Origin of the sequence: Streptomyces sp. NPDC006283 (assembly GCF_040613325.1) — a bacterium.
In the GTDB taxonomy this organism is placed as follows: domain Bacteria; phylum Actinomycetota; class Actinomycetes; order Streptomycetales; family Streptomycetaceae; genus Streptomyces.
Map to the genome: position 1 here is coordinate 21,745 of NZ_JBEXRZ010000029.1, position 25,959 is coordinate 47,703.

Here is a 25,959-nt window from a genome sequence, read left to right on the forward strand (position 1 = left end):
CGGTCAAGGTACCTCCGAGTCCGCCCCCGGCGCGATGAACGTGCGGACGCCGCATCCCCGCGGCGCCCGCGCATTCGCTCACTTCGAGGCAGGCGGAGTGCTCTTCTTGGCGACCGGCTTACGCGACGCAGTGGTCCTGCGCGCGGCCGGCTTCTCGTCCTTCGGCTCTGCGGCGACCGCGGCCGCGGGCTGGGCCTTCTTGTCCGCCGCGGCCTTCTCGGACGCCGGCTCGGGCTCGACGGCGACGGCGATCTCGGTGAGCTCGTCCGCCGCCTCGCCGCGCCAGGCACGCACGGTCTGCTCGCCGTGCTCGGCGACCTTCTCGTACGTCTCACGGGCCTTGACGGCGTACTCGGCGGCCACGCCGACGCCGCGCAGCGCGAGGTCCTGGGCGGTCTCGCCGAACTTCTTCAGGTCGGTGTCCAGGGTCCCGAACACCTCGGCGACCTTGGCCTGAACGGTGGCCTGCGCCTCCTTGGCCTGCGTGGTCACCTTCTCCTGCACGGCCTTGGGGTCGGTCCTGCGCACGGCCTCGAAACGGCTCGGCGCCTCGGCCGCCAGCTGCTCGATCAGCGCGGGCACCTTGCGGGCCTGCTGCACGGCGAGATCGGCGGTGCCGGCAGCGAAGTAGAGGGGGGTCGGGTCGGTGAGGGTCTTACGCAGGTCATCGGTGATGGCCATGACTGTGGTCCTCCCGGAACGCAGATCAGTTCGTCTATCGGTCGGCATCGCCCGAGTCGGCCGTGCGGGGGCCGTCAGCGGCGGTGTTCTTCGAGTCGGTGTCGTTCGAGTCGGTCTCGTTCGAGTCGGTCTCGTTCGACGTGGTGTCCGTCGAGGCGGTGTCCTTCGACGCGTCGCCGTCGGCGCCACCCGCGGCAGCGGCGGTCTCGAGCCCGTTCTCCTTGCGGAAGGACTCGTAGATCTGCAGGAGCACCTGCTTCTGCCGCTCGTTGATGGAGGGGTCGGCGAGTATGACGGCACGCGTCTCCAGCTCGTCCCGCTCCTGCTCGTCGAGAATCCCGGCCCGCACGTACAGCGTCTCCGCGGAGATCCGCAGGGCCTTGGCAACCTGCTGGAGAACATCCGCGCTCGGCTTGCGCAGCCCGCGCTCGATCTGGCTCAGATACGGGTTGGACACCCCGGCGGCGTCGGCGAGCTGCCTCAGCGACAGCTGCGCGTTGCGCCGCTGCTCGCGGAGGTACTCACCGAGATTGCCGACGTTGAGCGATGCCATAGGTCGATGGTGCACCACAGCTGCTAACTATTGCAAGCACCCGCTTGCAAAAGTGTCGCAGCCAACAGATCGCCGCGTTCGAGTGGCCAGAAGCACTCCCGTCGGTGGGACACCGGCCGGCGCCCGGTTCGCGGGCACCCGGCGAAAGCCGAGCTCACCGCGTCGCACATCGCTCGGTCCGGCCCGACATCACGCGCTTCGATCGGCTTCCTTCGCCACGCGCTCCAGGCGGCTGCGGTGGTTCTCCCACCATGCGGAGTCTCCCGGCGGGATGCTGGTGTTGCCCTTGTTCATCCCGACGGCGCCGTCCACGAGTTCACGGACGATGTCGGCGTGGCCGGCGTGCCGGTGCGTGTCGGCGATCACGCGCACCACCGCATGGTGCAGCGTCACCTCGTCCCTGCCGCTCGGCCACCACGGCACCCTGCCGACCGTGTCCAGCGGCAGCGCGTCGATCGTCGCGTCCGCGTGCGCCCATGCCCGGCGGTAGAGATCCACGATGAACTCACGTGACTCGTCGGCGGTGGCCCACATGTCCGCGTTGGGCTCGGCGCCGTCTTCGACCCAGGGCAGCGGCTCGCCGGACGGCCGTCCGAAAGTGTCGCCGAGGTAGCCCAACTCCACACCGGCCGCGTGTTTCACCAGCCCCAGGATGTTCGTGCCGGTCGGTGTCAGCGGCCGGCGGGCGTCGTACTCCGAGAGCCCTTCGAGCTTCCACACCAGGGCATCGCGGGCGGACTGCAGGTAGAAGTGCAGGTCGGTCTTCGGATCCGTTGCGTTCATGGGGCCAGTCTGCCGCTCGCGCGATCTTCCCGGCGCGGGAACGCTTGACCTCAAGTCTGGTTGAGTTCCTACGGTCGTGTGCGTCGGACCATCCACAGCGCGAACGAAGGAACCCGCCATGGAGTACTCGCACAACGACACAGAACTGCTCCGGCAGCCCATCGGTTACTGAAGCTGGGCCGCCTCCAAGGCGGTCGTCGCCCGGATACGGGAAGCCCTCGCCGGAATCGGCACCACACAGCCCCAGTTCTGGGTCCTCGGACAGGTCGCGGGGGCCGGTCGCACGAAGACCCGCGACGAGGTGATCGCCGTGCTCAGCGGCTATCTCGACGCGGGTGACCGTGCGATCGACGAGGAGATCGACACCGTCGTGGCCCGCGGCTGGGTCGCGGAGGAGGCCGGCGGCAGGCTCGGACTGACCTCGGACGGCGAGGAGTTCTTCGCCAAGGGATCGGCTCTTCAGAGGCAGCTGTGGGCCGAGCGCCACGCCGGCATATCCGACGAGGAGTACCTGACCACCCTCAAGGTGCTGCAGCGGTTCATCCACAACACCGGCGGCCGGGCCTGGCACCACTAGGGCCTCTCGTTCGGATCGCGCCGAACCACCACGGCACGCACGCCAAGATCGATAGCGTGTGCGGCATGAACGGGGACACCGCCGGCCAACGGCAGCAACGACCCGAGGGCTGGGCGGCGACACGCGCCTGGGTCGAGAAGCAACTGGGCGCGGGCGAGCGGATCGAGGCCGTCGAGCGGCTTCGCGGCGGGTGGACCTCGTCGATGCGGCGGCTGCGTGTCGCCGGCCCCGGCGGCGACGGGCGGCACCTGGTGCTGCGTTCGTTCGTCAAGCCCTTCTACGTCCGGCACGCCCCCGCCATGCTCACCCGCGAGGCGGACATCCTGACGATGCTCGGCCCGACCGACGTACCGGTGGCAACGTTCCAAGCCCTCGACGCGGACGGGGAGCACTGCGACCACCCCTCCCTGCTGATGACCCTGCTGCCCGGCAGCGTCCGGCTCGGCGAGGACGGCGCCGAACGCCGGGCCGGGCTTCTCGCCCGCCAGCTCGTCGGCATCCATCGGGTGCAGGTGCCGGAAGGGGCCCGGCCGCGTGCCTACCAGGCGTGGACGTCACCCGAGGTGGTCCGGCTGCCCGAGGCCACGGATCGTCCGGAGGTCTGGCGACGCGCCGTCGACGTCATACGCCGGGATCCGCCCGACCACCAAGGGTGCTTCCTGCACCGGGACTTCCACCCGGGGAACGTGCTCTTCACCGAAGACGCCGACGCGACACGGATCAGCGGCGTCGTCGACTGGGTGGAGACCTCCTGGGGGCCGGCGGACCTGGACGTGGCCCACTGCTCGACGGCGCTGGCGTTGCTGCACGGCCCCGACGCGGGCATGCGTTTCGCCGACCGCTACACCGCCGCGGGCGGCCGGCTGTCGCAGGACCCGGCCGCCCATCTGTACTGGCGCATGCTCGACGCCCTCGCGTTCGCTCCCGACGCGGAGAAGGTCGCGGTGCCGTGGCGGGAGCTGGGGCGTACGGACCTCACCGGGGCCGTGCTCGCCCGGCGGCTCGAGGACTACCTCCTGGCGCTGCTGCGCCGCTACGGCTGACGGGCCGGGCCCGGCTCCACCGCGTTCAGCCGGGCCATCTCCTCGTCGGAGAGCCGCAGCGCGCCCGCGGCCACGTTGTCGGCCAGGTGGTCCGGGTTGCCGGTGCCCGGGATCGCGAGCACGTGCGCCCCCTGCTGCAGCGTCCAGGCGAGCCGGATCTGCGCGGGGCTCACGCCGTGGGCGCCGGCCACGGCGAGCACCTCGGCGTTGTCCGTGCCGCTCGCCCCCGCCTCGCGCCCGTCGCCGGCGATCGCGAAGAACGGTACGAACGCCACCCCCTGCTCTCCGCAGGCCTCCAGGAACGCCCGGTGCTCGGGCGAGGCGCCGCCGACTCCGTACGGGTTCTGTACGCACACCACCGGCGCGATGGCCCGGGCCTCCGCGAGATGTCCGGGCCTGACGTTGGAGACGCCGAGGTGCCGGATGAGCCCGGCGTCCCGCAGCTCGGCCAGCACACCGAAGTGCTCGGCGAGGGACTCCGTCTGCACGCTGGGCGGAAGGCGCAGGTTCACGACGTCCAGGTGGTCACGGCCGAGCTGCCGCAGGTTCTCCTCGACCTGGCCCCGTAGCTGCGCCGGCGTCGCCCACCACCACTCCCCCGACGGATCACGTCCGGGCCAGACCTTGCTGGTGATGACGAGGTCGTCCGGATACGGCGAAAGGGCCCGGTTGATCAGCTCGTTGGCGGAGCGTGTCGAGGAGAAGTAGAACGCAGCGGTGTCGATGTGGTTCACCCCGAGCTCGACGGCCTTGCGCAGCACGGCGATCGCCCGGTCCCGGTCACTGGGGCCGCCGCCCGCATTCGTCGTCAGCCGCATGGCGCCGAACCCGACCCGGTTGACTGTCAGGTCGCCCAGCTTCCAACTTCCCGCGGCCGCCGCGGTGATCGTCTGTGAAGTCATGCGCGGAGTCTGACACGCGGCCCGGCGGACCGCCCGCGCCGAACGGGCGGCGGGCGCCTGCCGCGAACGGTCGGTCAGGAACGCCCAGTTCCGGCGGCAGCGGACGGCTGTGCAGGATGTCGAGGCGGGAGACGGCCCGGGTGAGCGCCACGTAGAGCCTGTGCAGTCCGCGCGCTTCCGCCTCGACGATCGCCGCCGGTTCCACGACGACGACATGGTCGTACTCGAGGCCCTTGGCGAGCGTTGCCGGCAGGACACTGACCCGTGCGCGCTCCTTGTCGGACAGACGGGGTGCGAGCGCATCGCGCAGGTGTTCCGTGGCCTGGCCGGCCGCCGCGATGACACCGACCGATCCCTCGCGCGCCAGGGCGTCGCGCACGACAGGGACCACGGCCGCGGCCGTGTCGTCGACGCCGTGGATCGTCAGCTCGCCGTCCCGGCGCAGCGACCGGGCCCGCGGCACGTCGACGTCCAAGGCTCCGACGAGACGGTTGGCGAGGTCCACGATCGCCGCCGGCACCCGGAAGCCCGCCGTCAGGGCGACCACGGTGGCGCGTTCCTTGCCCAGGTGGGCGAGCTGCCGCGGCCAGTCGCGCGCGGCCCACGGCGTGGTGCCCTGGGCGAGGTCACCGAGCACGGTGAGGGAGCCGAATCCCGCCCTGCGGGCGATGGCACGGCACTGCATCGGCGACAGGTCCTGTGCCTCGTCGACGACGATGTGCCCGTAGCCTTCGGGGCGTTCGATCAGGCCGGCGAGCTCGTCGAGCAGGACGAGATCGGCGGCGGACCACTTCGCGGACCGGTACGAGCGCGGGGGCTTCGCCCACCGCAGGGCGTCCCGCTCGGCCGCTGTCAGGAGCGGGTCGCGGGGATCGGTGAGCACCTCGGCCAGCACCTCCTCGGGCAGCGCCTTCGGCCACACCGCGTCGACGAACGCGCCGACCGCCCGCGCCCTGGCGATCTTGCGCACCCATGCGGCACTCACCGGCCCTGCCCGCCGCTCCGCCTGGAGCTGCAGGGCGCGGACGGCGCGACTGCGCACCCGTTCGCGGCCCACGGCGTACGGCGGCGCCTCCTCGCGGGCATCGGCAACGATCCGCTCCAGGTCGCCGAGCGGCACGCGCCAACGGTAGGAGCCGTCGGGGACGGCGAGCGGCTCCGTCGGCGGTACGACCCGCGCGTACAGGGCGCGATGCAGTACGGCCGCCATGCGGATGTCGTGCTTGAGGGCCGCGGCGGCATGCGAGTCCTCCTGCCGCGTCCCGTGCCGTGCGATCTCGTCGTCGACGGTCGACTGGCGGATGTCGATCTCGCCGAGCGCGGGCAGCACTTCGGCGATGTAGGACAGGAAGGTCCGGTTGGGGCCGAGGATCAGCAGGCCGCTGCGCTTGATGCGCTGCGGATACGTGTAGAGCAGATACGCGGCGCGGTGCAGGCCGACCGCGGTCTTGCCGGTGCCCGGGGCACCCTGGACGCAGACGGTGTCGGCCAGTTCGGCGCGTACGAGATCGTCCTGTTCGGGCTGGATGGTGGCGGCGATGTCGCGCATCGGACCGACGCGCGGCCGTTCGATCTCGTCGGCGACGATCGCGCTCGCGCGTGCGGCCGCTCCGGTGGCGTCCGGCCCGCCGAGGTGCTCGTCCTCCAGGCCGGTCAGGTCGGCGGAGTCGCCGTCGCTGCCCGGTGCCCAGCCGAACCGGCGGCGCACGGCGACGCCCTGGGGGTCGTGGGCGCTCGCCTGGTAGAAGGTGCGCGAGACGGGCGCGCGCCAGTCGATGACGAGCGGCGGGTCGGCGGGGCGACGGCTGATGCGGCGGCGGCCGATGTGGTGGCTCCGGCCGTCCTCGTGGTCGAGACGGCCGAAGAACAGCGGCCCGGGCGGTTGTTCGCGCAGTTCCCGTGCGTGACTGCGGAACTGGCGGCCGAGGGCCTCGGCGTCCGCGCCGGACGCGGACACGTCGGCGCCGGTGGCGACCCGGTGGTCCGCGCCGTCCACCATGGCGGTCATGGCGGCGCGGCAGGTTTCGTGGAAGGCCCGCTCCCGGGCCAGGTCGTGGTCGAGTGACGTCATTCCCCTCATACACAGGAGAATAACGCAACCGAGTCACATTTTTAACCGAGCATCATTCCAGCCCGTCACGCAGCTGCGCGAACGCCTGGTCCGCCGCCGCCACCGCGTCCGGAGCGACCTCCACCGCACGCTCACCCGCCGCGATCCGCCGCCAGTTCTCCTCCGCGAGGATGCGCTGCACGGCCGCGATCTGCCCCGCCGCGAGCCGGGCGCCGAGCCCCTCCGCACCGGCCGCCCCCAGCGCGTCCGCCAAGGCCGCCTCGGACCTGCCCTGATAGGCGGGCAGCCGCGCGACCAGGCTGGGGGTCCCGTACAGCAAACGGTGGAAGGCGAGCACCCGCTCGTCGTCGTTCAGCCCGGTCACCGGGTCACGCCGCTCCAGGCCGTCGAGGAAGTGCCGGTGAAGCGCCGTGAGCGGCGAGACCCCGGCGGGCCGCGCCGCCACCACGCGCGCCGCCTCGTCCTCGTGGTCGGCGAACCGGTGCAGCACCAGGTCCTCCTTGGCCGGGAAGTACCGGAAAAGGGTCGGCTTGGAGACGTCGGCCGCGGCCGCCACCTCGGCGACGGACACGGCGTCGAAGCCCCGCTCGAGGAAGAGCGCGATCGCGGCCTCCGAGATCGCGCGGTACGTCAACAGCTTCTTGCGCTCCCGCAGCCCCATCTCGCCCTTCACGCCTCGACGCCCCCTTCGCGCGGGCCGGCGCCCCCGCCGTCCACGCTGCCGCTGCCTGGGCCGTTCACCCGGCCGCGTCTGTCGATCAGCACCTGCACCCCGTCCATCAGGCGCTCCAGACCGAACACGAACTCGAAGTCCGCGCTGTCGGGTTCGTGCATCACCCTCGACTCCAGCAGTTTGGCGAGCGCCGGATAGCGCTCGGGGTCGGCGAAACGCTCCAGGGTCTCGGCGTAACGGCCCATGACCACCTCGGCGGATTCCCCGCTCGCCGCGATCGCGGCACCCAGGTCCGCCATGAGCAGGGCCTCGTTGCGCACGAAGCCGCCGACCAGCAGGATGACCGAGATCTTCTCGCCCTCGTCGAGACCCGTGTCCGCGAGGGCGGCGAGCCCCCGGTCCCACCAGGCGACCGAGTTGGGTGTGGCCGGCGGGCCGGAGATGGGGATGCGCAGCATCCACAGGTTCCGGTGGAACACCTCGCGCTGCGCCCACGCCCACGCCTCCAGCGCCTCACGCCAGCCGGTGCCGGGCGGCGGGGGCGCTGGCGGCAGGCCGACGGCCGCCTCCTGCATCAGGATGTAGAGCTCGTCCTTGGCGGCCACGTACCGGTACAGGGACATCGTCGAGACGCCGAGCTCCTTGGCGACCCGCCCCATGGAGACGGCCGCGAGCCCCTCGGACGACGCCACGGCGGCGGCGGCCGCGACGATCCGCTCGACGCCGATGCCCGGCTTGGGCCCCTTGCCCGGGCGCTCCCGCAGCCCCCACGCGGCCTCGATGCTCGCGGGCAGCCCGGTGCTGGTCCGCGCACCGCCCGGTCCGCGCCTACGTCCGTCGCCCGCCATCGCTCCGCCGCCTCCGCCGCTTCCGCCACCGGGTTCGGCCCCGGGCTTTCTCGCGCTTGACGCCCATCCTAGTAATGCGTAACCCTTACACAGTAACGCGTATGACATACGCAGAAGCAGGCCGAGGCCTGCGCACAGGCATGCGCAGGCGCAGCGCCGAAGGGGGTTCCCGCAGATGAGCACAGACCGACCACCGGCCACCGACGGGCCGGCCATCGAGGCCACAGGGCTACGCAAGGCGTACGGAAAGGTGACGGTGCTCGACGGCGTCGACCTCAAGGTCGACCAGGGCACCGTCTTCTCCCTGCTCGGGCCCAACGGCGCCGGCAAGACGACAACCGTGCGGATCCTCGCCACGCTCACCGCACCGGACGCGGGGCGCGCCCGCGTCGCCGGCCACGACGTGCTGACCGAGCGGAGCCACGTACGCCGCGCCATCAGCCTCACCGGCCAGTTCGCGGCGGTGGACGAGAAGCAGACCGGCGAGGAGAACCTCCGCATGATGGCCCGCCTCAGCGGCCGTTCCCGCACCGCGGCCCGTCGCCGTGCCGCCGAGCTGCTGGAACGCTTCGACCTCACCGGCGCCGCCCACCGCCTCGCGGCCACCTACTCGGGAGGAATGCGCCGCCGGCTCGACCTCGCCGCCGGGCTCGTCGGCGACCCCGGCGTCGTCTTCCTGGACGAACCGACGACCGGGCTCGACCCGCGCAGCCGTCAGGAGCTCTGGCAGGTGGTGCGCGACCTCTCCGGCCGGGGCACCACCGTCTTCCTCACCACGCAGTACCTGGAGGAGGCCGACCGGCTGGCCGACCGCATCGCCGTCATGGACGGCGGCCGCGTGATCGCCGAAGGCACCGCCGGTGAGCTGAAGGCCAGGGTCGGCGGCCACCGTCTGGACCTGGTCTTCGCCGACTCGGCGGCATACCGGCGGCACGAGGCGCGCGCCGTGCACCGCTCCCCCGAAACCCTGACACTCGGCCTTCCGACCAGCGGCACGGCGGCCGAGGTGCGGGCCCTGCTCGACGAGATCGATCCGGCCCGGAGCGACGTGACCCGCTTCTGTCTGCACACGACGACGCTCGACGACGTGTTCCTCTCCCTCACCCGGCCCGGCGCCCCTACCGAAGAGGAGCCCGCCCATGTCTGAAGCGACCGGCACCGCCGGCCTCCTGACCCCGGCACTCACCATGACCGGCCGCTGCATCCGCCTCAGCCGCAGGGACGTCGACGCGGTCATCACCTCGATGGTGCTGCCGGTCATGCTGATGCTCGTCTTCGTCTACTTCTTCGGCGGCGCCATCAACACCGGTACGCAGTACGTCGACTACGTGGCGCCCGGCATCCTCGTCCTGTGCGCCGCGTTCGGCTCGTCCGGCACGGCGGTGCGGGTAAGCGAGGACATGAAGGGGGGCATCATCGACCGCTTCCGCTCCCTCGACATCAGCGGCACGTCGATCCTCGCCGGCCATGTGGTGGCCAGCACCCTGCGCAATCTCTTCTCGACCGCGCTCGTCCTGGCCGTCGGCGTACTGATCGGCTTCCGCCCTTCGGCCACCCCGATGGGATGGCTCGCCGCCGCGGGCATCCTGACCGTGTTCCTGGTGGCCCTGTCCTGGCTCTCGGCGGCGGTCGGTCTGCTCGCGAAAACGCCGGAAGCGGCGGCGGGTTTCACCTTCTTCATGATGTTCCTGCCCTATCCGAGCAGCGCGTTCGTCCCCATCGACACGATGCCGACCTGGCTCCACGGCTTCGCCGACCACCAGCCCGTGACCCCCCTCATCGAATCCCTCCGCGGCCTCCTCCACGCCCAACCGGTCGGCTCGGCACCCTGGCAGGCACTGGCGTGGTGCGGCGGGATCCTGGCCGTGGCGGTGGGAATGTCGGGGGTGCTGTTCAAGGCGCGGACGTCGTGAAGTGACCAAGAGCTCTAGGCGGCGGGAGCGGCAGGAGCGGCGTGTGCCAGCGCCTGCGCTATCCGCCGCCGGCTCGGCACGCGACGCATACCGAGCGGCCTGCGCGCTGCCCGCAGTACGGCCTCGATGCCGGCGACAGAGCGCTCACGGCCGGCCCGGTCCGGACAGCGCGCGAAGTCGAGCGCCAGCCTGATCACGTCGATGTGAACCGACTGCAGCCGCTCGAAATCCAGGTAGATCCTCAGAGCCCTGCGGTGGCCCTCCAGCGCCGCGGGGTGGCTGTGGCGCAGTGCCGTTCGCCATGTCGCGCGCACCACCCGTCGTTCCGCCCGCTTCGCGTACCGCATACGGGAGAGATGCGAGGCGATCTCGTACACCGGGTCCCCGAAGAGGGCGAGCTCCCAGTCGATCAGCGACAGCCGCCCGTCGGGGCCGACGATGAGATTGCCGCGATGGATGTCCGTGTGCAGGAGCACGAACGGCCTCTCCCCGAGTGAGCCGGCGCGCTCCAGCAGCCGCGCGAAGGCGTCGTCGGGCACCTGCAGCGCCGAGAACAGGGCCTGCTGGTCCTTACCGTGGCGCCTTTTCACCTCGGTCTCGGTGAAATCGACAAGGGTGCGCAGGAAGCCGGCGCAGTCCCCGTCCCGGGGCCAGCCGTCCGGGCACGCCGGCAGCCGGGCGGAGGGCACCGCGGCCAACTGCCGGAACAGCTCCCCCAAGGACTCGATGTGCGCACGGCCCACCGCACCGCCGTCTCCCACCAGGTCCGCCAGCGTCCGGCCCGCGGCGAAGGAATGCACGGCGAAACCGGGCCGGTCGGCGAGGACCCGGGGACTGTCCGCAACCCGGCCCTCGATGGCGCCGAGGACCTCGCCCTCCGGCCAGATCCGCAGATTGAGCTGGACGGCGTCGGTGATCGGGGCCCGTAGCTTCACGATCGCTCCGGACGGCAGCGCGACGGACCGGGCCAGCGCGGGAGGAAGCCGCGCGCAGTGGTTGCGGTGGTAATAGCCGGTGAGCGGGGTGCTCTCGGCTGCCGTCCGGTACAGCGACTCCCAACTGTCCACGACGCGGCCGGAGTCGCTGCGCGCTACATCGGGCATGCGGCTCCTGCGCTCTCGAGGCCGAAGTCACGGACGGGTCGTCACCTACCGCCGATCAACTTCATACCCAACAGCAGCCGGAGCCTCAAACCCCTTGCGCCGCAACAAAGTCGTGAAGCAGGGACTCGATGTCGGGGACGGCGTGCACCACGTCCAACGGATCCGTGTCCTGCCATCGGCCCGGATCGGCGTGCACTCCGATGAAGTGGACACCCGCCGCGCGCGCCGCGCGCGCGTCCGCCCCCGAGTCACCGATCATCACCGCGTCCGCGGCCCTCGTCCGGCTCGCTCGAAGCACACGGAGCAGCCCGTCGGGGTGCGGTTTCATCAAGGACGGATCCTCGGGCCGGCCGATGAGCCCGGCGGTGAAGAACCCGGAGAGCTCATGGCGGTCGAGATAAGCGCGCACGGCCGCCTCGCAGTTGTTGGAGACGACGGCCATCCGCACGCCACCCCGCCTGAGCCGGACCATGGCCTCCCGCGCGCCGGGCGTCGGGGTGGCGGTCTCCGCCGCCTCCGTCTCTTCCTCGTCCAGCCGTTTACGGACGGTCCTGATCACGTCGGGGGCATCACGCCGATGGGTGGCATCCACCCGCCGCAGCACTTCCAGCGGGTCGCGCTCACCGGTGATTCCGGCTGCGGCGCAGTCGTCCGCTCCTATCAGCGTGCAGAGCCTCTCGGCGATACCCGAGGCTGCGTTGCCGGCGAACAGATCACATACGGGGCCGTCGAAGTCCCACACGACGAGGGAGGCACTGGACAGCAGACCCCATGGCGGGGTGGAGGTGGAGGTTTCTGTGGTCACGGTTGGTTGACGAAGTCCGCATCCTGGGCCAGCAGGTCCCAATAGGAGTCGAAGAAGGACTGCGCTGTCTCCACCTTCAGTGCCTGGTCAGGCTTGGAGTACGGAAAAAGCGTGGCGCCGAGTCCGAGCGAGTTGAGGGTTGTGCCCTCCTGCTCCTCGCCCTCGACCTGATCCGGATCCGTGCCCTCCAGGGTGTAGTAGCCCTCGAGCAGCAGATCCTGGTTCAGCAGGTACATCTTGCCGGTCGGCGTGAGGGGCACGGTCCTGATCCGGACCGACACCTCCGCGACGAGCCTCTGTCGCTTGAGACTACGCAACTCGCTCCGCAGCGAACGGGAACACTGGATCAACGTGTCACGGTGTCGCTGGCGCGGCCGCTCGTCCTCGGGGTCGTCGAGGGACGCGGGGAACGCCAGCCTGATCTTCGGGTCGGGAAGCATCAGCCGCAGCGAGATGCTCCGTGGCTGGATTTCGCGGTCGTGGATTCGGGTGATCTGCGCCCCCAGGTGCCGATTCATCGTCTCCGACGTCAGGGAGAACACATCCATGGTGATGTGCTCCGCCTCGAAAGCGGCTTGAAGGTGGGGGTGGAGCGTCTCCAGCGCCGGACGGGCACTCGCCGGGACACCCGGCGCCGTGGCGCCGGCGGAGCCTGCCTGAGCAGGCAGAACACGGGCTCCACTGCCCTGGCGGGACTCGATGAGACCTTCGTTCCGCAGGATCCGCAGCGCGGTGGTGACCGTCGCGCGTGAGACGTCGAAGTCGTCGACCAACTCCCTTTGCGTGGGCAGCAGCTTGCCGACTCCGTACACGCCGCTGCGGATGCGGGACCTCAACTGCTCCGCGACGTACTCGTACTTCCTGCCGTCGTCACCTGCTTGTCCGCGTGTTGGCACCACCACACCGTACAACTACTGCGAGGACAGGCGTAATTGTCTTGTCGAATCAGCCAGGACCGGTCCACCTCAGCATGACCGGGCAATTTCCAGTCAACTGGCCCAGACAATAGTCATACAAGTTTACCGGCATGCATTCAGCGGGAAGACAAATAATAGGTCAACCGGCTCCATTTGTCCGGTACTTGACTGCTCGAGCGAACATCCACGGGGCGCCCTGGCCGGGTACAACGGCGTGCGGGCAGGGGGCGCTCCCCGCCGTTTGAAGGAGGGGACCCCCATGCCCTTGCTCGCCCTTGTACTCGCAACCTTCGCCCTCGGCTTCGAGCAGCTCGTCCAATGGCAGTTCGGCGCCATGGGCGTGGTGGGTCTGGCCATGCTGACCATCGGGGTGAAGGCCAGGAGCGCGACCTGCACAGCCATCGGCTCCATCATCCTTGTCCTGCTGCTGACGCAGCCGGGCCGGTGACCTGCCACTGTCCGGCGTCGCCGGACCACGCCCTGGACCAGGCCCACCGGGGCCGGTCCGGGGCGCCCTCAGAACACGTCCGGGCACCACGGCCTGCGCCCCGGGCGGAAGAGCCCGTCCGCCGTCTTCGCCGCACCCGAGCGGTGCTCGTCGAGGCGGCCGAGGGCCGACAGGCGCGTCGCGGACTCGTCGCCCAGGTAGAGCGTGGCCAGCTCACCGACCTCCAGGGTGAGGTCCGGGGACCCGCTGGAGGGCGTACAGGTCGCGCCGTCCGGGGAGGCGTCCAGGCGGAAGCGGCCGCCGGCCAGGCCTGCCGCGTCGGCGACCTCGAGAACCAGCGTGCCCGACGTCGGGTAGGTACGGGCCTCCAGCGCGGCAGGGACGTCCAAGAGGCGCAGCCACAGGAAGTCCGCGTGCGTGACGACGCGCGCCGCACGCGGGTCGGGCAGGAGGTGGGGCAGCAGATCGTCGGGGGCGCGGTAGCCGGAGCGGACCGTGACGATCCAGTCGATCGAGCAGACGAAACGCCACAGCGCGCGCTCGGCGGCCGGGGTGCGGGCGATCAGATCACGCACCGTGGCCGTGTTGAGGGGTTGCTTGGCGTCTCCCCACTCGTCGTCCGCGGCGTATGTGAGCAGCCCGTCGACCGAGCCGTCCGCCGAGCGGTAGACCGCGTGGAACGGCTCCGTCCACGGGTGCGAGGCGAGCCGCCTCAGGCCCGTGGCGACCTGCCACCAGCGCTCGTCCCGGTCGACAAGGCCGTGCTGTGCGGCCGCGAGCCGCCCGTGGAGTTCCGGGCCGAGCTTGCGGACGTCCGTGCCGTCGACCAGGTCGATCCGGCCGCCGTCGTCCGGGCCCGACCGGCGCGGGTCCAGACCGGCACGGGGGACGTCGACCGACCACTGAGTGGTCGTGGTGGCCGGGCCGTAGCCGTACCGGCCGTAGATCGGGTACTCGGCGGCGATCAGCGTCGAGACCGTCTCACCGCGCTCCTTGGCCTCGGACAGCTCGGCATCCATCAAAGAGCCGAGCAGGCCGCGCCGGCGGTGGGTCGGGGAGACGGTGACGTTCGAGACGGCGCTCGCGGCGAGCCGGGCGCCACCCACTGTGGTGAGCTGCTGGCCGAAGGACCGGAACGTCGCCACGCACCGGCCCTCGTCGAACGCGCCCCTGACCCGGCCGAGGTCCGTGGCGGCCCGGCGCTCGGCGGCTTCCTCATCCGTGACCACCGGCGGCCGGAGGAAACCGGTGGCCAGCGCCCTCAGCCAGTCGGGGTACTCGGACTCGGCGATCAGGCGCGTTTCGACGGTCATGCCGACACGCTAGGCGTGCGCGGCCGGGCCCCGCACCCGGATTTCCGGCCCCGCCCGTCGCCCCCCCGAGGCTCGTCAGAACGCCGCCCGGATCGATCCCACCTCGACGCCCCCGCCGAGCAGCGGCATGCTCCCGATCCGGTCCAGCTCGGGCGACTCGACGCCCATCAGCCGCAGCGTCCGCGCCAGCACCGGCCCCAGCGCCCGCGTCGCCCCGTCCTCGACCTTGAAGGCGAGCGCCCTGCCGTCCGCCAGCGCCACAGCCTGCACCGCCTCCGCGCCCATCTTGGAGAGCGAGCCGGGCACCCCGCGCATCAGCCAGGTGTCGGGGCGGCGCGTACCGGCCACGTACTCGGGGTGCGCGCGCATCGCGTCGGTGACACGGCGCTCCGCCGAGCCGGGTGCGGCGAGCACGAAGTGCCGGAAGGCGCGGGCCAGCCCGGTCAGGCTGATCGCCATGAGCGGCGCGCCGCAGCCGTCCGTACCGACGGCCGTCACCGCTTCGCCGGCCGCCTCCTCGACCACCGTGTGGACCAGCTGCTGCAGCGGGTGCGCCGGGTCGAGGTAGCTCGTGCGGTCCCAGCCGTTGGCGGCGCAGGCGGCGAGCATCGCGGCGTGCTTGCCGGAGCAGTTCATGGCGACCTTGTCGCGTACGTGCCCCGACGCCAGGTACGTCTCCGCCTCGACCGGGTCCAGCGGCAGGTCGGGCGGCGTCTGCAGCTCACCCGCGGACAGGCCGTGCTCGGCGAGCATCTTGCGCACAAGATCGAGGTGAAAGCTTTCGCCCGAGTGGCTGGCCCCCGCCAGCGCGAGGCGCTCCCCATCCAGGTCGAGCCCGGCGCGCAGCACGGCCGCGGCCTGCATCGGCTTGTTGGACGAACGCGGGAACACGGGCAGGGACGGGTCGCCGAGCGCCAGCTCCACACTGCCGTCCGCCGCCAGGACGACGAGCGAGCCCCGGTGGCGCCCCTCCACGAAACCGGAGCGGACGACCTCCGCGAGAACCGGGGGTATCGCGAGGGTGCTGGAGGAGGACGAGGCGGACATGGGCGGCCTTCCGGGCAGGGGACCCGCACCGGAAGGATCGCTTCACGTGAGCAGGTCGTCTACTTGTGCTTCGCCTTCACGGTACCTGCGGGCGATCTCCGCGCTGCAATCGTCGGCGGTCCGCTGGAGCAGCCGGCGGCGGTGCGAGACCTGCTGCTCATAGCCGAGCAGCCGTCCCATCGCCGCGTGGAGCTCCTCGTCCGTACGGGCGTCGAGGTCGGACAGCTCCACCTCATCGAGCATGTCGGAGGCGAGGCGCCGGTACTCCTCGCCGCGTGGCGTGGAGAGCGTGACGTGACGGGCGGAGGAGCCCCGCCGGGAGGGCGCGTCGGCGAGGATCTCCGACAGCCGGTCGACGAGCTGCCGGTCGACCGGCAGCCGGTCCCCGACCGGCGTGCCGGGGGCCGTACGGCGGGCCAGCTCGGCGCGGAGGATGTCGATACGGCCCTGCACCAGCCGCCGCACATAGCTGAGGTCGGCCTCGTCGCGCTGGGAGTCGCGGCGGAGCGTGCGCAGCTCGGGCAGGCGCAGTGCGCCCAGGTCGTGCTCCGGGTGCTCCGGCAGCTCCCCGCCGCTGCGCTGCCGCGGCGGCCGGTTCGCCGGAACGGGTCGCTGCCGCCGGATCGGTACGGGACCGAGCGACTGCCCGGCGCCAGAAGTGCTCATCTGCGTAGTCCGTCCCCTCGACCGGTGCATGGGCCTCCCCAGGCCCGGAGGGCCGAGGGGTTGCACCGCCTTGGTGCATGGTGCCACTCCGATACGTCCCGTCGCAGGCGCTCTGCACCCGTTCGGCCCTGAATGGCGGTGCGGACGACCCCGATAGGTTGGCCTGTATGCGTGCAGTGGTGCAGAGGGTGGACGGGGCGAGCGTCGTGGTGCCCGGTGAATCGGGACCGGAGACCGTCGGCGAGATCGTCGGGGAAGGGCTGTGTGTGCTGGTGGGGGTGACCCACGAGGACACCAAGGAGAAGGCGGCCCAACTCGCCAGGAAACTATGGTCGGTTCGTATGCTCGAGGACGAGAAGTCCTGCTCGGACGTGGGCGCGCCCCTGCTGGTGATCTCGCAGTTCACCCTCTACGGGGACGCCCGCAAGGGCCGCCGCCCCACCTGGAACGCGGCGGCGCCCGGCCCGGTGGCCGAGCCGCTCGTGGACGAGGTGGTGGCGCAGCTGCGGGCACTCGGCGCGCAGGTGGAGACGGGACGGTTCGGAGCGCGGATGAGCGTCTCGCTCACGAACAACGGCCCGTTCACCGTGCTGATCGAGATCTGAGCCGGGGACCAGGGCCCCGAGCCCGGCGCGGCCGAGGCCCTGGCCCTTGCCCGAGGCCCTGTTTCGCCGCGGCCCTACGGCTCGACGACCGTCTCCTGTGCGGCCGGGGTCGAGCCCGCCAGCAGCTCGGCGTCCACCGGCACATTGCGCTTCACCAGCGCGAGCGCGATCGGACCCAGCTCGTAGTGGCGGGCGGATGTCGTGACGAAGCCCAGCTGGCGGCCCTCGTCCCCGTCGGACGCGAGCCGCACCGGGGTTCCGGGCGGCGGCAGGTGCACCTCGCTGCCGTCCAGGTGGAGGAAGACGAGACGGCGCGGCGGCTTCCCCAGGTTGTGGACACGGGCGACGGTCTCCTGGCCGCGGTAGCAGCCCTTCTGGAGGTGGACCGCGCTGCCGATCCAGCCCAACTCGTGCGGGATGGTGCGGTGATCGGTCTCGAAGCCCAGCCGCGGACGCCTGCTCTCCACCCGCAGCGCCTCGTACGCGAGGATGCCCACGGCCGGACCGGCCTTCGCCGAGTACGACTCGAGGTCGGCCCGCGGCAGGAACAGGTCCCGGCCGTGCGCCGTCTCGCGTACGACGACGCCCTCCGGCACCTCCGCGATGGACCCGGCCGGCAGGTGGACGACCGCGAACTCGTCGGTGCGGTCGGCGACTTCGGCCTTGTAGAAGAACTTCATCGACTCGAGATAGCCGACCAGCGCCTCACGCGTGCCCGGCTCGACGTGCGCCCAGACCGTCTCACCGTCGTCGACGAGATACAGGGCGTGCTCGATGTGGCCGTGGGCGGAGAGGATCAGCGCCTCCGTGGCCTGGCCGGCAGGGAGGTCGCTCACATGCTGGGTGAGCAGCAGATGCAGCCAGCTCAGCCGCTCCTCGCCGGTCACGGTGACGACGCCCCGGTTCGAGAGGTCGACGAATCCCTTGCCGTCGGCGAGGGCACGCTGCTCGCGGAACAGGTCGCCGTAGTGCGCGGCGACCCCTTCGTCGCGCCCCTCGGCGGGGACCGCGCCGGGCAGGGACAACAGAGGGCTGGTCGATGACATGGCCCCAGCCTACGACTCGGCTTCCGCTGCCTTCACTGTGCAGTCCCGGCAACGGCCGAAGATCGCGAAGTGCTTCATGTCCGTCTCGAAACCGAAGGTGTCGCGCAGCTTCGCGGTGAAGTCGGCGGCGATGGTGACGTCCGCCTCGATCACGTCCGTGCAGTCCCGGCACACCAGGTGGAGATGGTGGTGCCGGTCGGCCAGATGGTAGGTCGGGGCGCCGTGCCCGAGATGGGCATGGGAAACCAGTCCCAGTTCCTCGAGCAGCTCCAGCGTCCGGTAGACGGTGGAGATGTTCACCCCCGACGCGGTCTTGCGCACCTCGACGAGGATGTCGTCCGGGGTGGCGTGCTCGAGGGCGTCGACGGCTTCGAGGACAAGCTGGCGCTGCGGTGTCAGCCGGTAACCGCGCTGCCGCAGATCACTCTTCCAGTCGGTGCTCACCACGCCCCCCAGTGTAGGCAGCCGCGCACCCGGCCCCGCCGGACCGTTCGGAGACCGTCTCCGGGAAAGGAGACGGCCTGCTCCAAGGAGACGGCCTACTTGAAGAAGGCGATCCCGTCGTCCGGCAGGTCACCCAGGTCCTTGGCCCAGGACTCGACCTGCTCCGGGGTGACGACCTTCTTCAGGTGCGCCGACATGTACGGCCGGAGCGGCACGTCCGGGGTGGCCTTCTCGCCCACCCACATCAGGTCGCTCTTGACGTAGCCGTAGAGACGCTTGCCGCCGGTGTACGGGCCGGAGGCCGCGGTGCGCGCGACGGCGTCGGTGACCAGGTCGATCTGGGGCTTCTGGTCGGCGAGCTCGCCGTACCAGACCTCGACGATGCCCTGGTCGCGGACCATCACGACCTCGACCTTGCGGTCCTTGTCGATGCGCCAGTAGCCGCTCTCGCTCTCCAGCGGCTTGACCTTGTTGCCCTCGGCGTCGAGCACCCACGAGTGCGAGACGTACTCGACGAAGTCCCGGCCGTCGTGGCTGAAGGTCACGGACTGGCCGAAGTTGCACTTCTCGGCGCCGGGGAAGTCGGAGACGCCCGCGCCTTCCCACGTACCGAGGAGGAACGCGAGGGGGACGAGGTCCGGATGCAGGTCGGACGGGATCTCGATCATGAGCAGCTCTGTCGATCTGTAGTGATACGGGGGACTATCGCTGGCCCTGGTACAGCTTCTTCACGGTCAGACCGGCGAAGGCGAGGACGCCGACGCAGACCAGAACCAGCAGAGCTTCGAAGAAAACGATCACGGGGTGCTCCTCGAATGAGCGTGAAGGCGATAGCGGGCCGGACCCCAGCTTAGTGGGCCCGGGTCCGGCCCGTTCCGTGAGGTCCGCGTCAGCCGAGCAGCTGGTTCTGCAGGATCACCGTCTGGTGGAACGGAACGAGCGGGACCGTCCCCTTACGGGAGACCACGACGAGCGCGATGGTGTCGCCGGCGGTCACGTACGCGTGCCGGACATGGACCGGGCCGCGGGGTGCGGCCTCGTCATAGACGTAGCGCTCGGTGGAGGCCACCTTGGCATCGTGCATGTACTTCTCGTCGTACGAGGACATCTCCTCGACGTCCGCCGGGCGGAGCAGCGTGTCCGGCGCACCGCCGAGCTGCTCGGTGAAATAGTGGCCCGCGATCGCCGAGGTGTGGAAGCGGAGCAGGAAGATGCGGGCCGACGTGCCGTCGGGCATCGACCATCCGCGCGCCACGACATGACGCAGGCCCCCTTCCTTGAGGTGCTCGCGCAGGCTCTCCCGGCTGTCCTCGGCGTACTCCTTCAGATACCGGTCGACCGGTACCCTGCTGCGCTCACCGGCCAGGGTCGCGTCCGGCCTGCTTCCCGCCGGGGCCGGGAGCAGCAGCTGCTCCAGGTCCGCGTAGTGGATCTCGCCCGGGTTCTCCTGGACGAACGGCAGGGGCGCACCGGGCGGCAGCGCCGGCTTGGTGAGCTTCGGGTAGTCCCAGCGGCCGTCGCTCAGTGTGGACAGTCCGGGCACATCGGTGCGCTCCTGCGACGCGATACCGAACGCGGTACCGGTGCCGGCAGCGGCGAAGACGAGCACGGCGGCCGTCCACCGCAGCACGGCCCGCAGCTTCCGCCGGTCGCGGGGTTCCTGCGGCACGAGCAGCTCGGGCTCCGTCATGGAGGCCGGCGCGGCCGCGACAACAATCTGGTCGGTCACACGGACTCCCCGGGCGAAGCGATGTGGTCGAGCTGATCACGTACCATGGCCGCGATCGTCCCGGTGGGCAGCGACTTGGTGCCGTACGCGTACATGGTCACGAACACTTCGCCGACGTGCCCCGTGCACATCATGGCGTCCAGTTCCACGTCGTCGATCTTGGGCAGCAAGTGACACGCGGCTTTCGGATGGCCCTTGATCTTCGGGCCCTTCCGGAACACTCGGAGCGTGTCACCCATCGCCTTCTGGAACTCGGCCATGTCGCGCACGGCCTTGGTGTTCTCCATCTGGGTCAGCCGGGTCTCGACGACGTACCTTCCGTCGATCGGACGGTAGCTGCGCATGGCGAGGCCCTTGACCCGGAGCTTGTCGACGGCCTTGTCATGCTGTTTGCGCTGCGCGCTCGGCAGGCCGCGTGAACCCTGCTTGAGGAGGGCGACGGCCCGCTGGGCATCGACCACGCTGTCGTTGCCGAACTCCTCGACATCCGGCCCCGGCATGTGTTGGACGGACAGCGGCAGCAGCTGGGCGGCGAGTCCGGTGGGCTCGGGAGGCGGGAAGTCCAGCTCAGGATGCTCGGCCGGCTCGGCCCAGATGACTGTGGGCGCCGTACGGTCCGCCTCTTTCAGGGTCGACCATCCCCAGGCGCCTCCCCCGGCGAGCAGGGCGAGGCTCAACGCCGTGGCGACGAGCGCCACCGGGAATGGGCGCCGCTTCCGAGCAGGGGCGGCCTGCTCCGGCTGCTCCGGCTGCTCGGGCTGTTCGGGCTGTTCGGGCTGTTCGGTCACAGTCGCTCCAACTGGCGCTTGGCGAGCGACTTCAAGTCCCGTTCGTCGACCGGTCCCGAGTTGTTCGCGTACTCGATGATCATCACGATGTCACCCCGCCATGCCACCGCGCGGCCCTGGTACAAGGGCTCGTATCCCGCCTCGCGCAGGGGCTTGTCGAAGACATAGGTGCGTCCGTTGGCGCTGCCCGGTATGGGCTCGCCCTCGTTCCCCGCCCAGTCGTCGCCGTCCAGATAAGCCTGCTGGCCTTCACCGAACTGTTCGGCGTTGACCTCCGAGGTCTCACGGAACTGGACCAGACTGATTTCGACGTAGACCTTCTCATTCTTCGACCAGTTGATCCTCGCCGCCCGGCGGAAGTCCTGCTCGGCCAGGTTCTCGAACATTCTGGCCTCCTCCTCGAACCACGTCGCGAAGGAGTAGAGGTCGTCCCAGGCGGCCTTCTGCTCCTCCTTCGCGCCCTTCGGCTTCGGGAGCAGCAGCTGACGGAGGTCGCCGTCGGTCTTGACCCACCGGTTCACCGACAGGGACCTGGCGGTGCTGTTGCTGCCCGCCTTGACCGGTTTCGGGGTCCTGATGTCCGGCTGCGAGAGCACCGGCAACGGTGTGGGCTCACGTTGGTACTGGACGGCGTAGCCCGTGACCGTGCCGGCGGCGAGACCGAGCACCGCGGCGGCGGCGATCAGCAGCGTGGTGCGGCCGCGGCGACGGACCAGCGTCGCCGGCCCGGTCGGCGCATCGGCCGCGACGGGCGCCGGGTCGAGGCCCAGCACGGCGGCCGGCTCCCGCTCCGGAGCCGGCTCCGGTTTCGGTGGTGTGTGAGGTGCCGCGGCCTGCGGCACTTCGTTGTCCTGCGTGTCCAAAGGGGTCCCCCCACGAGACCTGAGGCGCGAATTCCGTATCCGCGCACACAGCTGACTCCCAGTGGGTGATCCGGGTTGTAGGGCCGCGCATTACAGTTCGGCATATGGCGAAGAAGCTCGTGATCAAGGTGACTGCCGGCGCCGACGCGCCGGAGCGCTGCTCCCAGGCCTTCACGGTCGCGGCCGTCGCGGCCGCCAGCGGTGTGGAGGTCTCGCTCTGGCTGACCGGCGAGTCCGCGTGGTTCGCGCTGCCCGGGCGGGCGGCCGAGTTCGAGCTGCCGCACGCCGCGCCGCTGCCCGACCTGATCGAGACCATCCGGGCGAACGGGCTCATCACCCTGTGCACGCAGTGCGCGGCACGTCGCGACATCACGGAGAAGGACACCGTCGAGGGTGTGCGGATCGCCGGCGCGCAGGTGTTCGTCAGCGAGATCATGCCGGAGGACGTGCAGGCACTCGTCTACTGACCTCGTCCAAGGACGCGGCCGGCACCTACTGACGCGGCCGGCGCTTGCCGTCGAGTTCGTCCCACCATTCGTCGGACTTCGGGTCGCCGGAAGGGTCGTCCCACCAGCGGTCGTCCGGCCCGCGCCGGTTCGCGACCATCGCCGCGATCGGGGGAATGACCATGGCGACGAGACACATGCCCACGGCCGCCGGGACCGACCAGAGCCGCACCACGGCCCAGGCGGACACGAAGAGGACGAGACAGCCGCCCATCAGCAGGAAGTAGGCGTGACGACGCCGGGCGTACATACCTCCAGCGTACGACCGCACCCGGACACGACCGAAGGGCCGCACCTCGTTCCCGGTAAGCGTCCAACCCCCAGGAGGTGCGGCCCTTCGGCCGGTCAATGAATCAGACGGCGATGGCCACCTCGGAGAGGCCACCCGTCTGCGCGACGACCGTGCGGTCCGCCGTGGCGCCGGGGACGAGCGCACGCAGGGTCCACGTGCCCTCGGCCGCGTAGAAGCGGAACTGTCCGGTCGCCGAGGTCGGGACCTCGGCGGTGAACTCTCCGGTCGAGTCCAGCAGACGGACGTAGCCCGTCACCGGCTCGCCGTCACGGGTCACCTGACCCTGGATGGTGGTCTCACCGGGCTTGATCGTCGAGGCGTCGGGGCCACCGACCTGCGCTCCACACATGCTGTTTCTCCTTGCAGAAGGTCGGTGGGGTTACTTGTTGGCGCCGAGCTCGATCGGCACGCCGACGAGGGAGCCGTACTCGGTCCACGAGCCGTCGTAGTTCTTGACGTTCTCCTGGCCGAGGAGCTCGTGCAGCACGAACCACGTCAGCGCGGAGCGCTCACCGATGCGGCAGTAGGCGATGGTGTCCTTCGACAGGTCGACCTGCTCGTCCTCGTAGAGGGCCTTGAGCTCCTCGTCGGACTTGAACGTGCCGTCGTCGTTGGCGTTCTTCGACCACGGGATGTTGCGGGCGCTGGGCACGTGGCCGGGGCGCTGCGACTGCTCCTGCGGGAGGTGCGCCGGGGCGAGCAGCTTGCCGCTGAACTCGTCGGGCGAACGCACGTCGACCAGGTTCTGGCTGCCGATGGCGGCGACGACGTCGTCGCGGAAGGCGCGGATGGACTTGTCCTGCGGCTTGGCCTTGTACTCGGTGGCCTCGCGGACCGGCACCTCGGCGACCAGGTCGCGGGAGTCGAGCTCCCACTTCTTGCGGCCGCCGTCGAGGAGGCGGACGTCGCTGTGACCGTAGAGCTTGAAGTACCAGAAGGCGTAGGAGGCGAACCAGTTGTTGTTGCCGCCGTAGAGGACGACGGTGGAGTCGTTCGCGATTCCCTTGGCCGACAGGAGCTTCTCGAAGCTCTCCTGGTCGATGAAGTCACGGCGGACCGGGTCCTGGAGGTCCTTGGTCCAGTCGATACGGATCGCGTTCGTGATGTGGTTCTTGTCGTAGGCCGAGGTGTCCTCGTCGACCTCGACGATGACGACCTTCGGGTCGTCGATGTGGGCCTCGACCCAGTCGGCGTCTACCAGGACGTCGCTGCGGCTCATGGTGGTTCTCCTCCGGGGCAGTGTGCGGCGGTGGTGCGCGAGGGGTTGTGCGCGAGAGGTGTGCGGGTACGCGGAAAGCGCGTCGATCAGCACGGGGCGGCCCCGACAAGAGGTCGAAGGGCCAGGGGATACGGGGCAGGGCTCCCGCTCAGACGGAGCGACAGAGCATGGCGGCGACGCGGCACAGGTCTACTGCCCGCCGCTTCGTGAGATCCGCCTGTCGCTGCTTCATGGGACCGATCGTAGGGACGAGTCGGTCGCCGTGTCACCGGCGTGTCGGATGATGAGACGCGATCGTCCACTATGCGGAATGCAAAGGTGGCCACGCCGCCTCGCCAGGGGTCGGCGCGTGACCCGGGTCACAACCCCTTCTGCCCAGCGGACACAGCCGTCTCACCATTCGGCCTGTGCTCGAGGCTACGACCAGAGGCTACGACCAAGGGGCGCACACGGACGTACGCACCGCCCGGGCGCAGGGAGAGGAATCAGCCCGCCAGCCGGACGTCCTTGCCGGTGACCGTGATCACGACACCGTCGGGACCGGCCTCCACCTTCGTGAGCTCGAGCCCCTCCGGGAGCCCGCCCAGCTTCCGGTCGAAGTCGGTCTTCTTGCGGACCTCGCCCTCGAGCCCCGGAATGCCCTCGCCGGGCACCTTGTCGGCCCGCACCCGGATCGTGTCGCCGTCGACGATGCTCACGGTCGAGACGACGCTGCGCGTGATCTTGCCGAACACCGGCAGCGTCACGGACCCGGTCACCTTCACCTTGCCGTCCTGGCCGTACGCGACGCTGACACCGTCGTCCGCCGCCTCGGTGAGGTCCGCGTACGAGATCCGGGCGGTGCCATCTGCGCGGGCAGCCGTAGCGCTCGAGTACCCCTCCGACACGCGGACGTCGAACAGGTCCGCGGTCATCTCCTCGATCCGCACCGGCCGGCCCGCCGCCCTCGTCTCTATGCCGGTGAGGCTGATCGTGACCTCGTCGAACGTCTTGTCCATCGCCTGGGTCAGGAACGGGAAGCCCTTGATGGACACGTTCGTCGAATCGGCCGTCCCCTCCTGGACCTTGATGCGCTCCGCCGCCTCCGACTCGGCCATGTTGACCGCGAACCGGTCCACGACGACGAACAGGGCGCCGAGGACGACGACAACGACGGTCAGTATTCGCAGTGCACGCATGTCTTCGGTGTCCCCCACACTGTCTGCACGGACGCCCGTTGAGCCCGAATCCGTCCGGACGACGCCTGCGCAATGATCGACGTCCGGCAGCCTGTGATGGTTCCGCGCCTGCCCGCGACGTGGTGGGGCTATGCGAGCGCGCGGCCGATCAGCCAGACGGCGGGAGCCGCCGCCGTCAGGGGCAGCGCCACACCCGCGGTCATGTGGACGAAGCGGGAGGGGTAGTCGTAGGAGGCGACCCGCAGGCCGATCAGGGCGCACCCGCCCGCCGCGAGGCCCAGCAGCGCGCCCTCGGCGCCCAGGCCGGTGAGCCCGCCCGCCGCGATACCGGCACCGGCCGCGGCCAGCAGGGACAGGACGACGGAGGCCGGCCCCGCGAGTGGCAGCGCACGGGCGAGCGTGGCCACGGCGACCGCGACCGAGCCGACGACCACGGCGTCGCCCGCGGCGGCGAGATGCCCGGTCGCGAGGATCGCCAGGGCCGCGGAGGCGACGGTCGCCATCAGGCCGTACATCCTCTCGTCGGGGCCCGCGTGGCTGCGCAGCTGGAGAACGAGCGTGAGCAGCACCCACACGCCGAGCGTGCCGACGATCGCGGTGGCCGCGTTCCCCTCCCCGGAAGCGAGGAGCGCGACGTCGGCGGCCACGCCGCCCAGGAAGGCCAGCGCGATGCCCTGCCGGGCCGGCCACATGCCGTTGAGCCGGAACCAGCCGGCCGCCGTGACGGCCTGGAGCAGCACGAGCGGCACGAGCAGCGCGTACGGGCCGAGGGCGGCGCCGCCGGCGAGCAGCAGTGCCAGCACTGCCGTCAGCCCGGCGGGCTGCATCCCGGGGGCGATGATCGGCGAGCAGCCGAGACCCGCTTCTTGGCATCCAAGACTTACGAGTAGGTGCTGGAAGGCGACATCACGGCCTGCTTCGACGAGATCTCGCATTCGGCCCTGAT

General features: G+C 70.7%; 31 protein-coding genes and 1 pseudogene. 7 read left to right on the top strand and 25 right to left on the bottom strand.

What is annotated here, in order from left to right; all coding sequences use genetic code 11:
• Positions 1-78 precede the first annotated feature (78 nt).
• The 3 genes from ABZ070_RS09085 to ABZ070_RS09095 all read right to left on the bottom strand — a co-directional run bounded on the left by ABZ070_RS09085 (position 79) and on the right by ABZ070_RS09095 (position 2,017).
• Complete coding sequence (locus ABZ070_RS09085) at positions 79-681, bottom strand: hypothetical protein (protein WP_356631564.1); 603 nt, start codon at positions 679-681, stop codon at positions 79-81.
• Between the two features lie 34 nt (positions 682-715).
• The gene (locus ABZ070_RS09090; RefSeq protein WP_356631566.1) at positions 716-1,234 is read right to left on the bottom strand and encodes a helix-turn-helix transcriptional regulator; all 519 of its coding nucleotides are present in this window, start codon (positions 1,232-1,234) and stop codon (positions 716-718) included.
• 189 nt (positions 1,235-1,423) lie between these two features.
• The gene (locus tag ABZ070_RS09095) at positions 1,424-2,017 is read right to left on the bottom strand and encodes a DinB family protein (protein WP_356631568.1); all 594 of its coding nucleotides are present in this window, start codon (positions 2,015-2,017) and stop codon (positions 1,424-1,426) included.
• A 118-nt stretch (positions 2,018-2,135) separates the two neighbouring features.
• Here ABZ070_RS09095 and ABZ070_RS09100 point away from each other — a divergent pair.
• A pseudogene (locus ABZ070_RS09100) lies at positions 2,136-2,594 on the top strand (MarR family transcriptional regulator).
• Between the two features lie 65 nt (positions 2,595-2,659).
• Complete coding sequence (locus tag ABZ070_RS09105) at positions 2,660-3,637, top strand: phosphotransferase (protein WP_356631570.1); 978 nt, start codon at positions 2,660-2,662, stop codon at positions 3,635-3,637.
• Here ABZ070_RS09105 and ABZ070_RS09110 read toward each other — a convergent pair.
• Genes ABZ070_RS09110 through ABZ070_RS09125 form a run of 4 tightly spaced genes read right to left on the bottom strand, consistent with a single transcriptional unit; the run spans position 3,628 to position 8,131 of the window.
• Entirely contained in the window at positions 3,628-4,524 is an 897-nt protein-coding gene (locus ABZ070_RS09110) for an aldo/keto reductase (RefSeq protein WP_356631618.1), read from the bottom strand. The two genes, ABZ070_RS09105 and ABZ070_RS09110, sit on opposite strands and share 10 nt — an antisense overlap.
• A complete protein-coding gene (locus ABZ070_RS09115; RefSeq protein ID WP_356631620.1) occupies positions 4,418-6,610 on the bottom strand; it encodes an AAA family ATPase in 2,193 nt (730 codons plus the stop codon). The genes ABZ070_RS09110 and ABZ070_RS09115 overlap by 107 nt, the downstream gene beginning before the upstream one ends.
• 52 nt (positions 6,611-6,662) lie before the next feature.
• Positions 6,663-7,271, bottom strand: a complete 609-nt coding sequence (locus ABZ070_RS09120; protein ID WP_356631622.1) for a TetR family transcriptional regulator — start codon at positions 7,269-7,271, stop codon at positions 6,663-6,665.
• An 8-nt stretch (positions 7,272-7,279) separates the two neighbouring features.
• Entirely contained in the window at positions 7,280-8,131 is an 852-nt protein-coding gene (locus ABZ070_RS09125; protein WP_356631572.1) for a TetR/AcrR family transcriptional regulator, read from the bottom strand.
• A 175-nt stretch (positions 8,132-8,306) separates the two neighbouring features.
• On the opposite strand from ABZ070_RS09125, the gene ABZ070_RS09130 reads away from it, so the two are divergent.
• Positions 8,307-9,278, top strand: a complete 972-nt coding sequence (locus tag ABZ070_RS09130; RefSeq protein WP_356631574.1) for an ATP-binding cassette domain-containing protein — start codon at positions 8,307-8,309, stop codon at positions 9,276-9,278.
• On the top strand, positions 9,271-10,044 hold the full coding sequence (locus ABZ070_RS09135; protein ID WP_356631576.1) for an ABC transporter permease: 774 nt from the start codon (positions 9,271-9,273) through the stop codon (positions 10,042-10,044). Before ABZ070_RS09130 ends, ABZ070_RS09135 begins: the two co-directional genes overlap by 8 nt.
• Positions 10,045-10,058: 14 nt before the next feature.
• On the opposite strand, the gene ABZ070_RS09140 is transcribed toward ABZ070_RS09135, so the two are convergent.
• The 3 genes from ABZ070_RS09140 to ABZ070_RS09150 form a co-directional block, all read right to left on the bottom strand.
• Positions 10,059-11,147 carry an aminoglycoside phosphotransferase family protein gene (locus ABZ070_RS09140; RefSeq protein ID WP_356631578.1) on the bottom strand — a complete coding sequence of 363 codons (1,089 nt, stop codon included), beginning with the start codon at positions 11,145-11,147 and terminating at the stop codon, positions 10,059-10,061.
• Between the two features lie 85 nt (positions 11,148-11,232).
• Positions 11,233-11,952, bottom strand: coding sequence for an HAD-IA family hydrolase (locus ABZ070_RS09145; RefSeq protein WP_356631580.1), 720 nt, complete (start codon positions 11,950-11,952; stop codon positions 11,233-11,235).
• Entirely contained in the window at positions 11,949-12,848 is a 900-nt protein-coding gene (locus ABZ070_RS09150) for a winged helix-turn-helix domain-containing protein (protein WP_356631582.1), read from the bottom strand. Before ABZ070_RS09150 ends, ABZ070_RS09145 begins: the two co-directional genes overlap by 4 nt.
• 280 nt (positions 12,849-13,128) lie before the next feature.
• On the opposite strand from ABZ070_RS09150, the gene ABZ070_RS09155 reads away from it, so the two are divergent.
• Complete coding sequence (locus tag ABZ070_RS09155; protein WP_356631584.1) at positions 13,129-13,317, top strand: hypothetical protein; 189 nt, start codon at positions 13,129-13,131, stop codon at positions 13,315-13,317.
• A gap of 68 nt (positions 13,318-13,385) precedes the next feature.
• Here the strand turns inward: ABZ070_RS09155 and ABZ070_RS09160 are convergent, their stop codons facing one another.
• The 3 genes from ABZ070_RS09160 to ABZ070_RS09170 form a co-directional block, all read right to left on the bottom strand.
• On the bottom strand, positions 13,386-14,630 hold the full coding sequence (locus tag ABZ070_RS09160) for a GNAT family N-acetyltransferase (protein ID WP_356631586.1): 1,245 nt from the start codon (positions 14,628-14,630) through the stop codon (positions 13,386-13,388).
• Between the two features lie 75 nt (positions 14,631-14,705).
• Positions 14,706-15,677, bottom strand: coding sequence for an asparaginase (locus ABZ070_RS09165; RefSeq protein WP_356631588.1), 972 nt, complete (start codon positions 15,675-15,677; stop codon positions 14,706-14,708).
• Between the two features lie 42 nt (positions 15,678-15,719).
• The gene (locus tag ABZ070_RS09170; RefSeq protein WP_356631590.1) at positions 15,720-16,343 is read right to left on the bottom strand and encodes an AmfC protein; all 624 of its coding nucleotides are present in this window, start codon (positions 16,341-16,343) and stop codon (positions 15,720-15,722) included.
• A gap of 167 nt (positions 16,344-16,510) precedes the next feature.
• Here ABZ070_RS09170 and dtd point away from each other — a divergent pair, with 167 nt between their 5' ends.
• Entirely contained in the window at positions 16,511-16,948 is a 438-nt protein-coding gene (gene dtd, locus ABZ070_RS09175) for a D-aminoacyl-tRNA deacylase (protein WP_356631592.1), read from the top strand.
• Between the two features lie 74 nt (positions 16,949-17,022).
• Here the strand turns inward: dtd and ABZ070_RS09180 are convergent, their stop codons facing one another.
• From ABZ070_RS09180 to ABZ070_RS09205, 6 genes are all read right to left on the bottom strand, one after another.
• Positions 17,023-17,994: a folate-binding protein gene (locus ABZ070_RS09180; protein WP_356631594.1), complete on the bottom strand. Its 972-nt coding sequence runs from the start codon at positions 17,992-17,994 to the stop codon at positions 17,023-17,025.
• A gap of 9 nt (positions 17,995-18,003) precedes the next feature.
• A complete protein-coding gene (locus ABZ070_RS09185) occupies positions 18,004-18,441 on the bottom strand; it encodes a transcriptional repressor (RefSeq protein WP_356631596.1) in 438 nt (145 codons plus the stop codon).
• 92 nt (positions 18,442-18,533) lie between these two features.
• Positions 18,534-19,106, bottom strand: a complete 573-nt coding sequence (locus ABZ070_RS09190) for an FABP family protein (RefSeq protein ID WP_356631598.1) — start codon at positions 19,104-19,106, stop codon at positions 18,534-18,536.
• Positions 19,107-19,327: 221 nt separating this feature from the next.
• Complete coding sequence (locus ABZ070_RS09195) at positions 19,328-20,167, bottom strand: hypothetical protein (RefSeq protein WP_356631600.1); 840 nt, start codon at positions 20,165-20,167, stop codon at positions 19,328-19,330.
• Positions 20,164-20,955: a hypothetical protein gene (locus ABZ070_RS09200; protein WP_356631602.1), complete on the bottom strand. Its 792-nt coding sequence runs from the start codon at positions 20,953-20,955 to the stop codon at positions 20,164-20,166. The genes ABZ070_RS09195 and ABZ070_RS09200 overlap by 4 nt, the downstream gene beginning before the upstream one ends.
• Entirely contained in the window at positions 20,952-21,818 is an 867-nt protein-coding gene (locus ABZ070_RS09205; protein ID WP_356631604.1) for a hypothetical protein, read from the bottom strand. The genes ABZ070_RS09200 and ABZ070_RS09205 overlap by 4 nt, the downstream gene beginning before the upstream one ends.
• A 104-nt stretch (positions 21,819-21,922) precedes the next feature.
• Between ABZ070_RS09205 and ABZ070_RS09210 the strand changes: the two genes are divergently transcribed.
• Entirely contained in the window at positions 21,923-22,285 is a 363-nt protein-coding gene (locus ABZ070_RS09210) for a DsrE family protein (protein WP_356631606.1), read from the top strand.
• Between the two features lie 25 nt (positions 22,286-22,310).
• Here ABZ070_RS09210 and ABZ070_RS09215 read toward each other — a convergent pair whose 3' ends face one another.
• From ABZ070_RS09215 to ABZ070_RS09240, 6 genes are all read right to left on the bottom strand, one after another.
• Entirely contained in the window at positions 22,311-22,574 is a 264-nt protein-coding gene (locus ABZ070_RS09215; RefSeq protein WP_356631608.1) for a DUF3099 domain-containing protein, read from the bottom strand.
• A gap of 103 nt (positions 22,575-22,677) precedes the next feature.
• The gene (locus ABZ070_RS09220; protein WP_356631610.1) at positions 22,678-22,965 is read right to left on the bottom strand and encodes a DUF1416 domain-containing protein; all 288 of its coding nucleotides are present in this window, start codon (positions 22,963-22,965) and stop codon (positions 22,678-22,680) included.
• A gap of 30 nt (positions 22,966-22,995) precedes the next feature.
• On the bottom strand, positions 22,996-23,835 hold the full coding sequence (locus tag ABZ070_RS09225) for a sulfurtransferase (RefSeq protein WP_356631612.1): 840 nt from the start codon (positions 23,833-23,835) through the stop codon (positions 22,996-22,998).
• A 148-nt stretch (positions 23,836-23,983) separates the two neighbouring features.
• Positions 23,984-24,067 (bottom strand): putative leader peptide, encoded by an 84-nt coding sequence (locus ABZ070_RS09230; protein WP_351976584.1) that lies wholly within the window; start codon positions 24,065-24,067, stop codon positions 23,984-23,986.
• Between the two features lie 253 nt (positions 24,068-24,320).
• Positions 24,321-25,013 (bottom strand): DUF2993 domain-containing protein, encoded by a 693-nt coding sequence (locus ABZ070_RS09235; protein WP_356631614.1) that lies wholly within the window; start codon positions 25,011-25,013, stop codon positions 24,321-24,323.
• Between the two features lie 128 nt (positions 25,014-25,141).
• Positions 25,142-25,959: hypothetical protein (locus ABZ070_RS09240; RefSeq protein ID WP_356631616.1), on the bottom strand; the 818-nt coding region annotated here is incomplete at its 5' end.

Excerpts from the sequence above, each read along its gene's own strand:
- ABZ070_RS09125 (WP_356631572.1), bottom strand. The coding sequence starts at position 8,131 with ATGGCGGGCGACGGACGTAGGCGCGGACCGGGCGGTGCGCGGACCAGC.
- ABZ070_RS09155 (WP_356631584.1), top strand. The coding sequence starts at position 13,129 with ATGCCCTTGCTCGCCCTTGTACTCGCAACCTTCGCCCTCGGCTTCGAG.
- ABZ070_RS09165 (WP_356631588.1), bottom strand. The coding sequence starts at position 15,677 with ATGTCCGCCTCGTCCTCCTCCAGCACCCTCGCGATACCCCCGGTTCTC.
- ABZ070_RS09115 (WP_356631620.1), bottom strand. The coding sequence starts at position 6,610 with ATGACGTCACTCGACCACGACCTGGCCCGGGAGCGGGCCTTCCACGAA.
- ABZ070_RS09090 (WP_356631566.1), bottom strand. The coding sequence starts at position 1,234 with ATGGCATCGCTCAACGTCGGCAATCTCGGTGAGTACCTCCGCGAGCAG.
- ABZ070_RS09160 (WP_356631586.1), bottom strand. The coding sequence starts at position 14,630 with ATGACCGTCGAAACGCGCCTGATCGCCGAGTCCGAGTACCCCGACTGG.
- ABZ070_RS09120 (WP_356631622.1), bottom strand. The coding sequence starts at position 7,271 with ATGGGGCTGCGGGAGCGCAAGAAGCTGTTGACGTACCGCGCGATCTCG.
- ABZ070_RS09095 (WP_356631568.1), bottom strand. The coding sequence starts at position 2,017 with ATGAACGCAACGGATCCGAAGACCGACCTGCACTTCTACCTGCAGTCC.
- ABZ070_RS09225 (WP_356631612.1), bottom strand. The coding sequence starts at position 23,835 with ATGAGCCGCAGCGACGTCCTGGTAGACGCCGACTGGGTCGAGGCCCAC.
- ABZ070_RS09085 (WP_356631564.1), bottom strand. The coding sequence starts at position 681 with ATGGCCATCACCGATGACCTGCGTAAGACCCTCACCGACCCGACCCCC.
- ABZ070_RS09140 (WP_356631578.1), bottom strand. The coding sequence starts at position 11,147 with ATGCCCGATGTAGCGCGCAGCGACTCCGGCCGCGTCGTGGACAGTTGG.
- ABZ070_RS09215 (WP_356631608.1), bottom strand. The coding sequence starts at position 22,574 with ATGTACGCCCGGCGTCGTCACGCCTACTTCCTGCTGATGGGCGGCTGT.
- ABZ070_RS09130 (WP_356631574.1), top strand. The coding sequence starts at position 8,307 with ATGAGCACAGACCGACCACCGGCCACCGACGGGCCGGCCATCGAGGCC.
- ABZ070_RS09105 (WP_356631570.1), top strand. The coding sequence starts at position 2,660 with ATGAACGGGGACACCGCCGGCCAACGGCAGCAACGACCCGAGGGCTGG.
- ABZ070_RS09190 (WP_356631598.1), bottom strand. The coding sequence starts at position 19,106 with ATGATCGAGATCCCGTCCGACCTGCATCCGGACCTCGTCCCCCTCGCG.
- dtd (WP_356631592.1), top strand. The coding sequence starts at position 16,511 with ATGCGTGCAGTGGTGCAGAGGGTGGACGGGGCGAGCGTCGTGGTGCCC.
- ABZ070_RS09180 (WP_356631594.1), bottom strand. The coding sequence starts at position 17,994 with ATGTCATCGACCAGCCCTCTGTTGTCCCTGCCCGGCGCGGTCCCCGCC.
- ABZ070_RS09170 (WP_356631590.1), bottom strand. The coding sequence starts at position 16,343 with ATGAGCACTTCTGGCGCCGGGCAGTCGCTCGGTCCCGTACCGATCCGG.
- ABZ070_RS09135 (WP_356631576.1), top strand. The coding sequence starts at position 9,271 with ATGTCTGAAGCGACCGGCACCGCCGGCCTCCTGACCCCGGCACTCACC.
- ABZ070_RS09230 (WP_351976584.1), bottom strand. The coding sequence starts at position 24,067 with ATGAAGCAGCGACAGGCGGATCTCACGAAGCGGCGGGCAGTAGACCTG.
- ABZ070_RS09210 (WP_356631606.1), top strand. The coding sequence starts at position 21,923 with ATGGCGAAGAAGCTCGTGATCAAGGTGACTGCCGGCGCCGACGCGCCG.
- ABZ070_RS09220 (WP_356631610.1), bottom strand. The coding sequence starts at position 22,965 with ATGTGTGGAGCGCAGGTCGGTGGCCCCGACGCCTCGACGATCAAGCCC.
- ABZ070_RS09235 (WP_356631614.1), bottom strand. The coding sequence starts at position 25,013 with ATGCGTGCACTGCGAATACTGACCGTCGTTGTCGTCGTCCTCGGCGCC.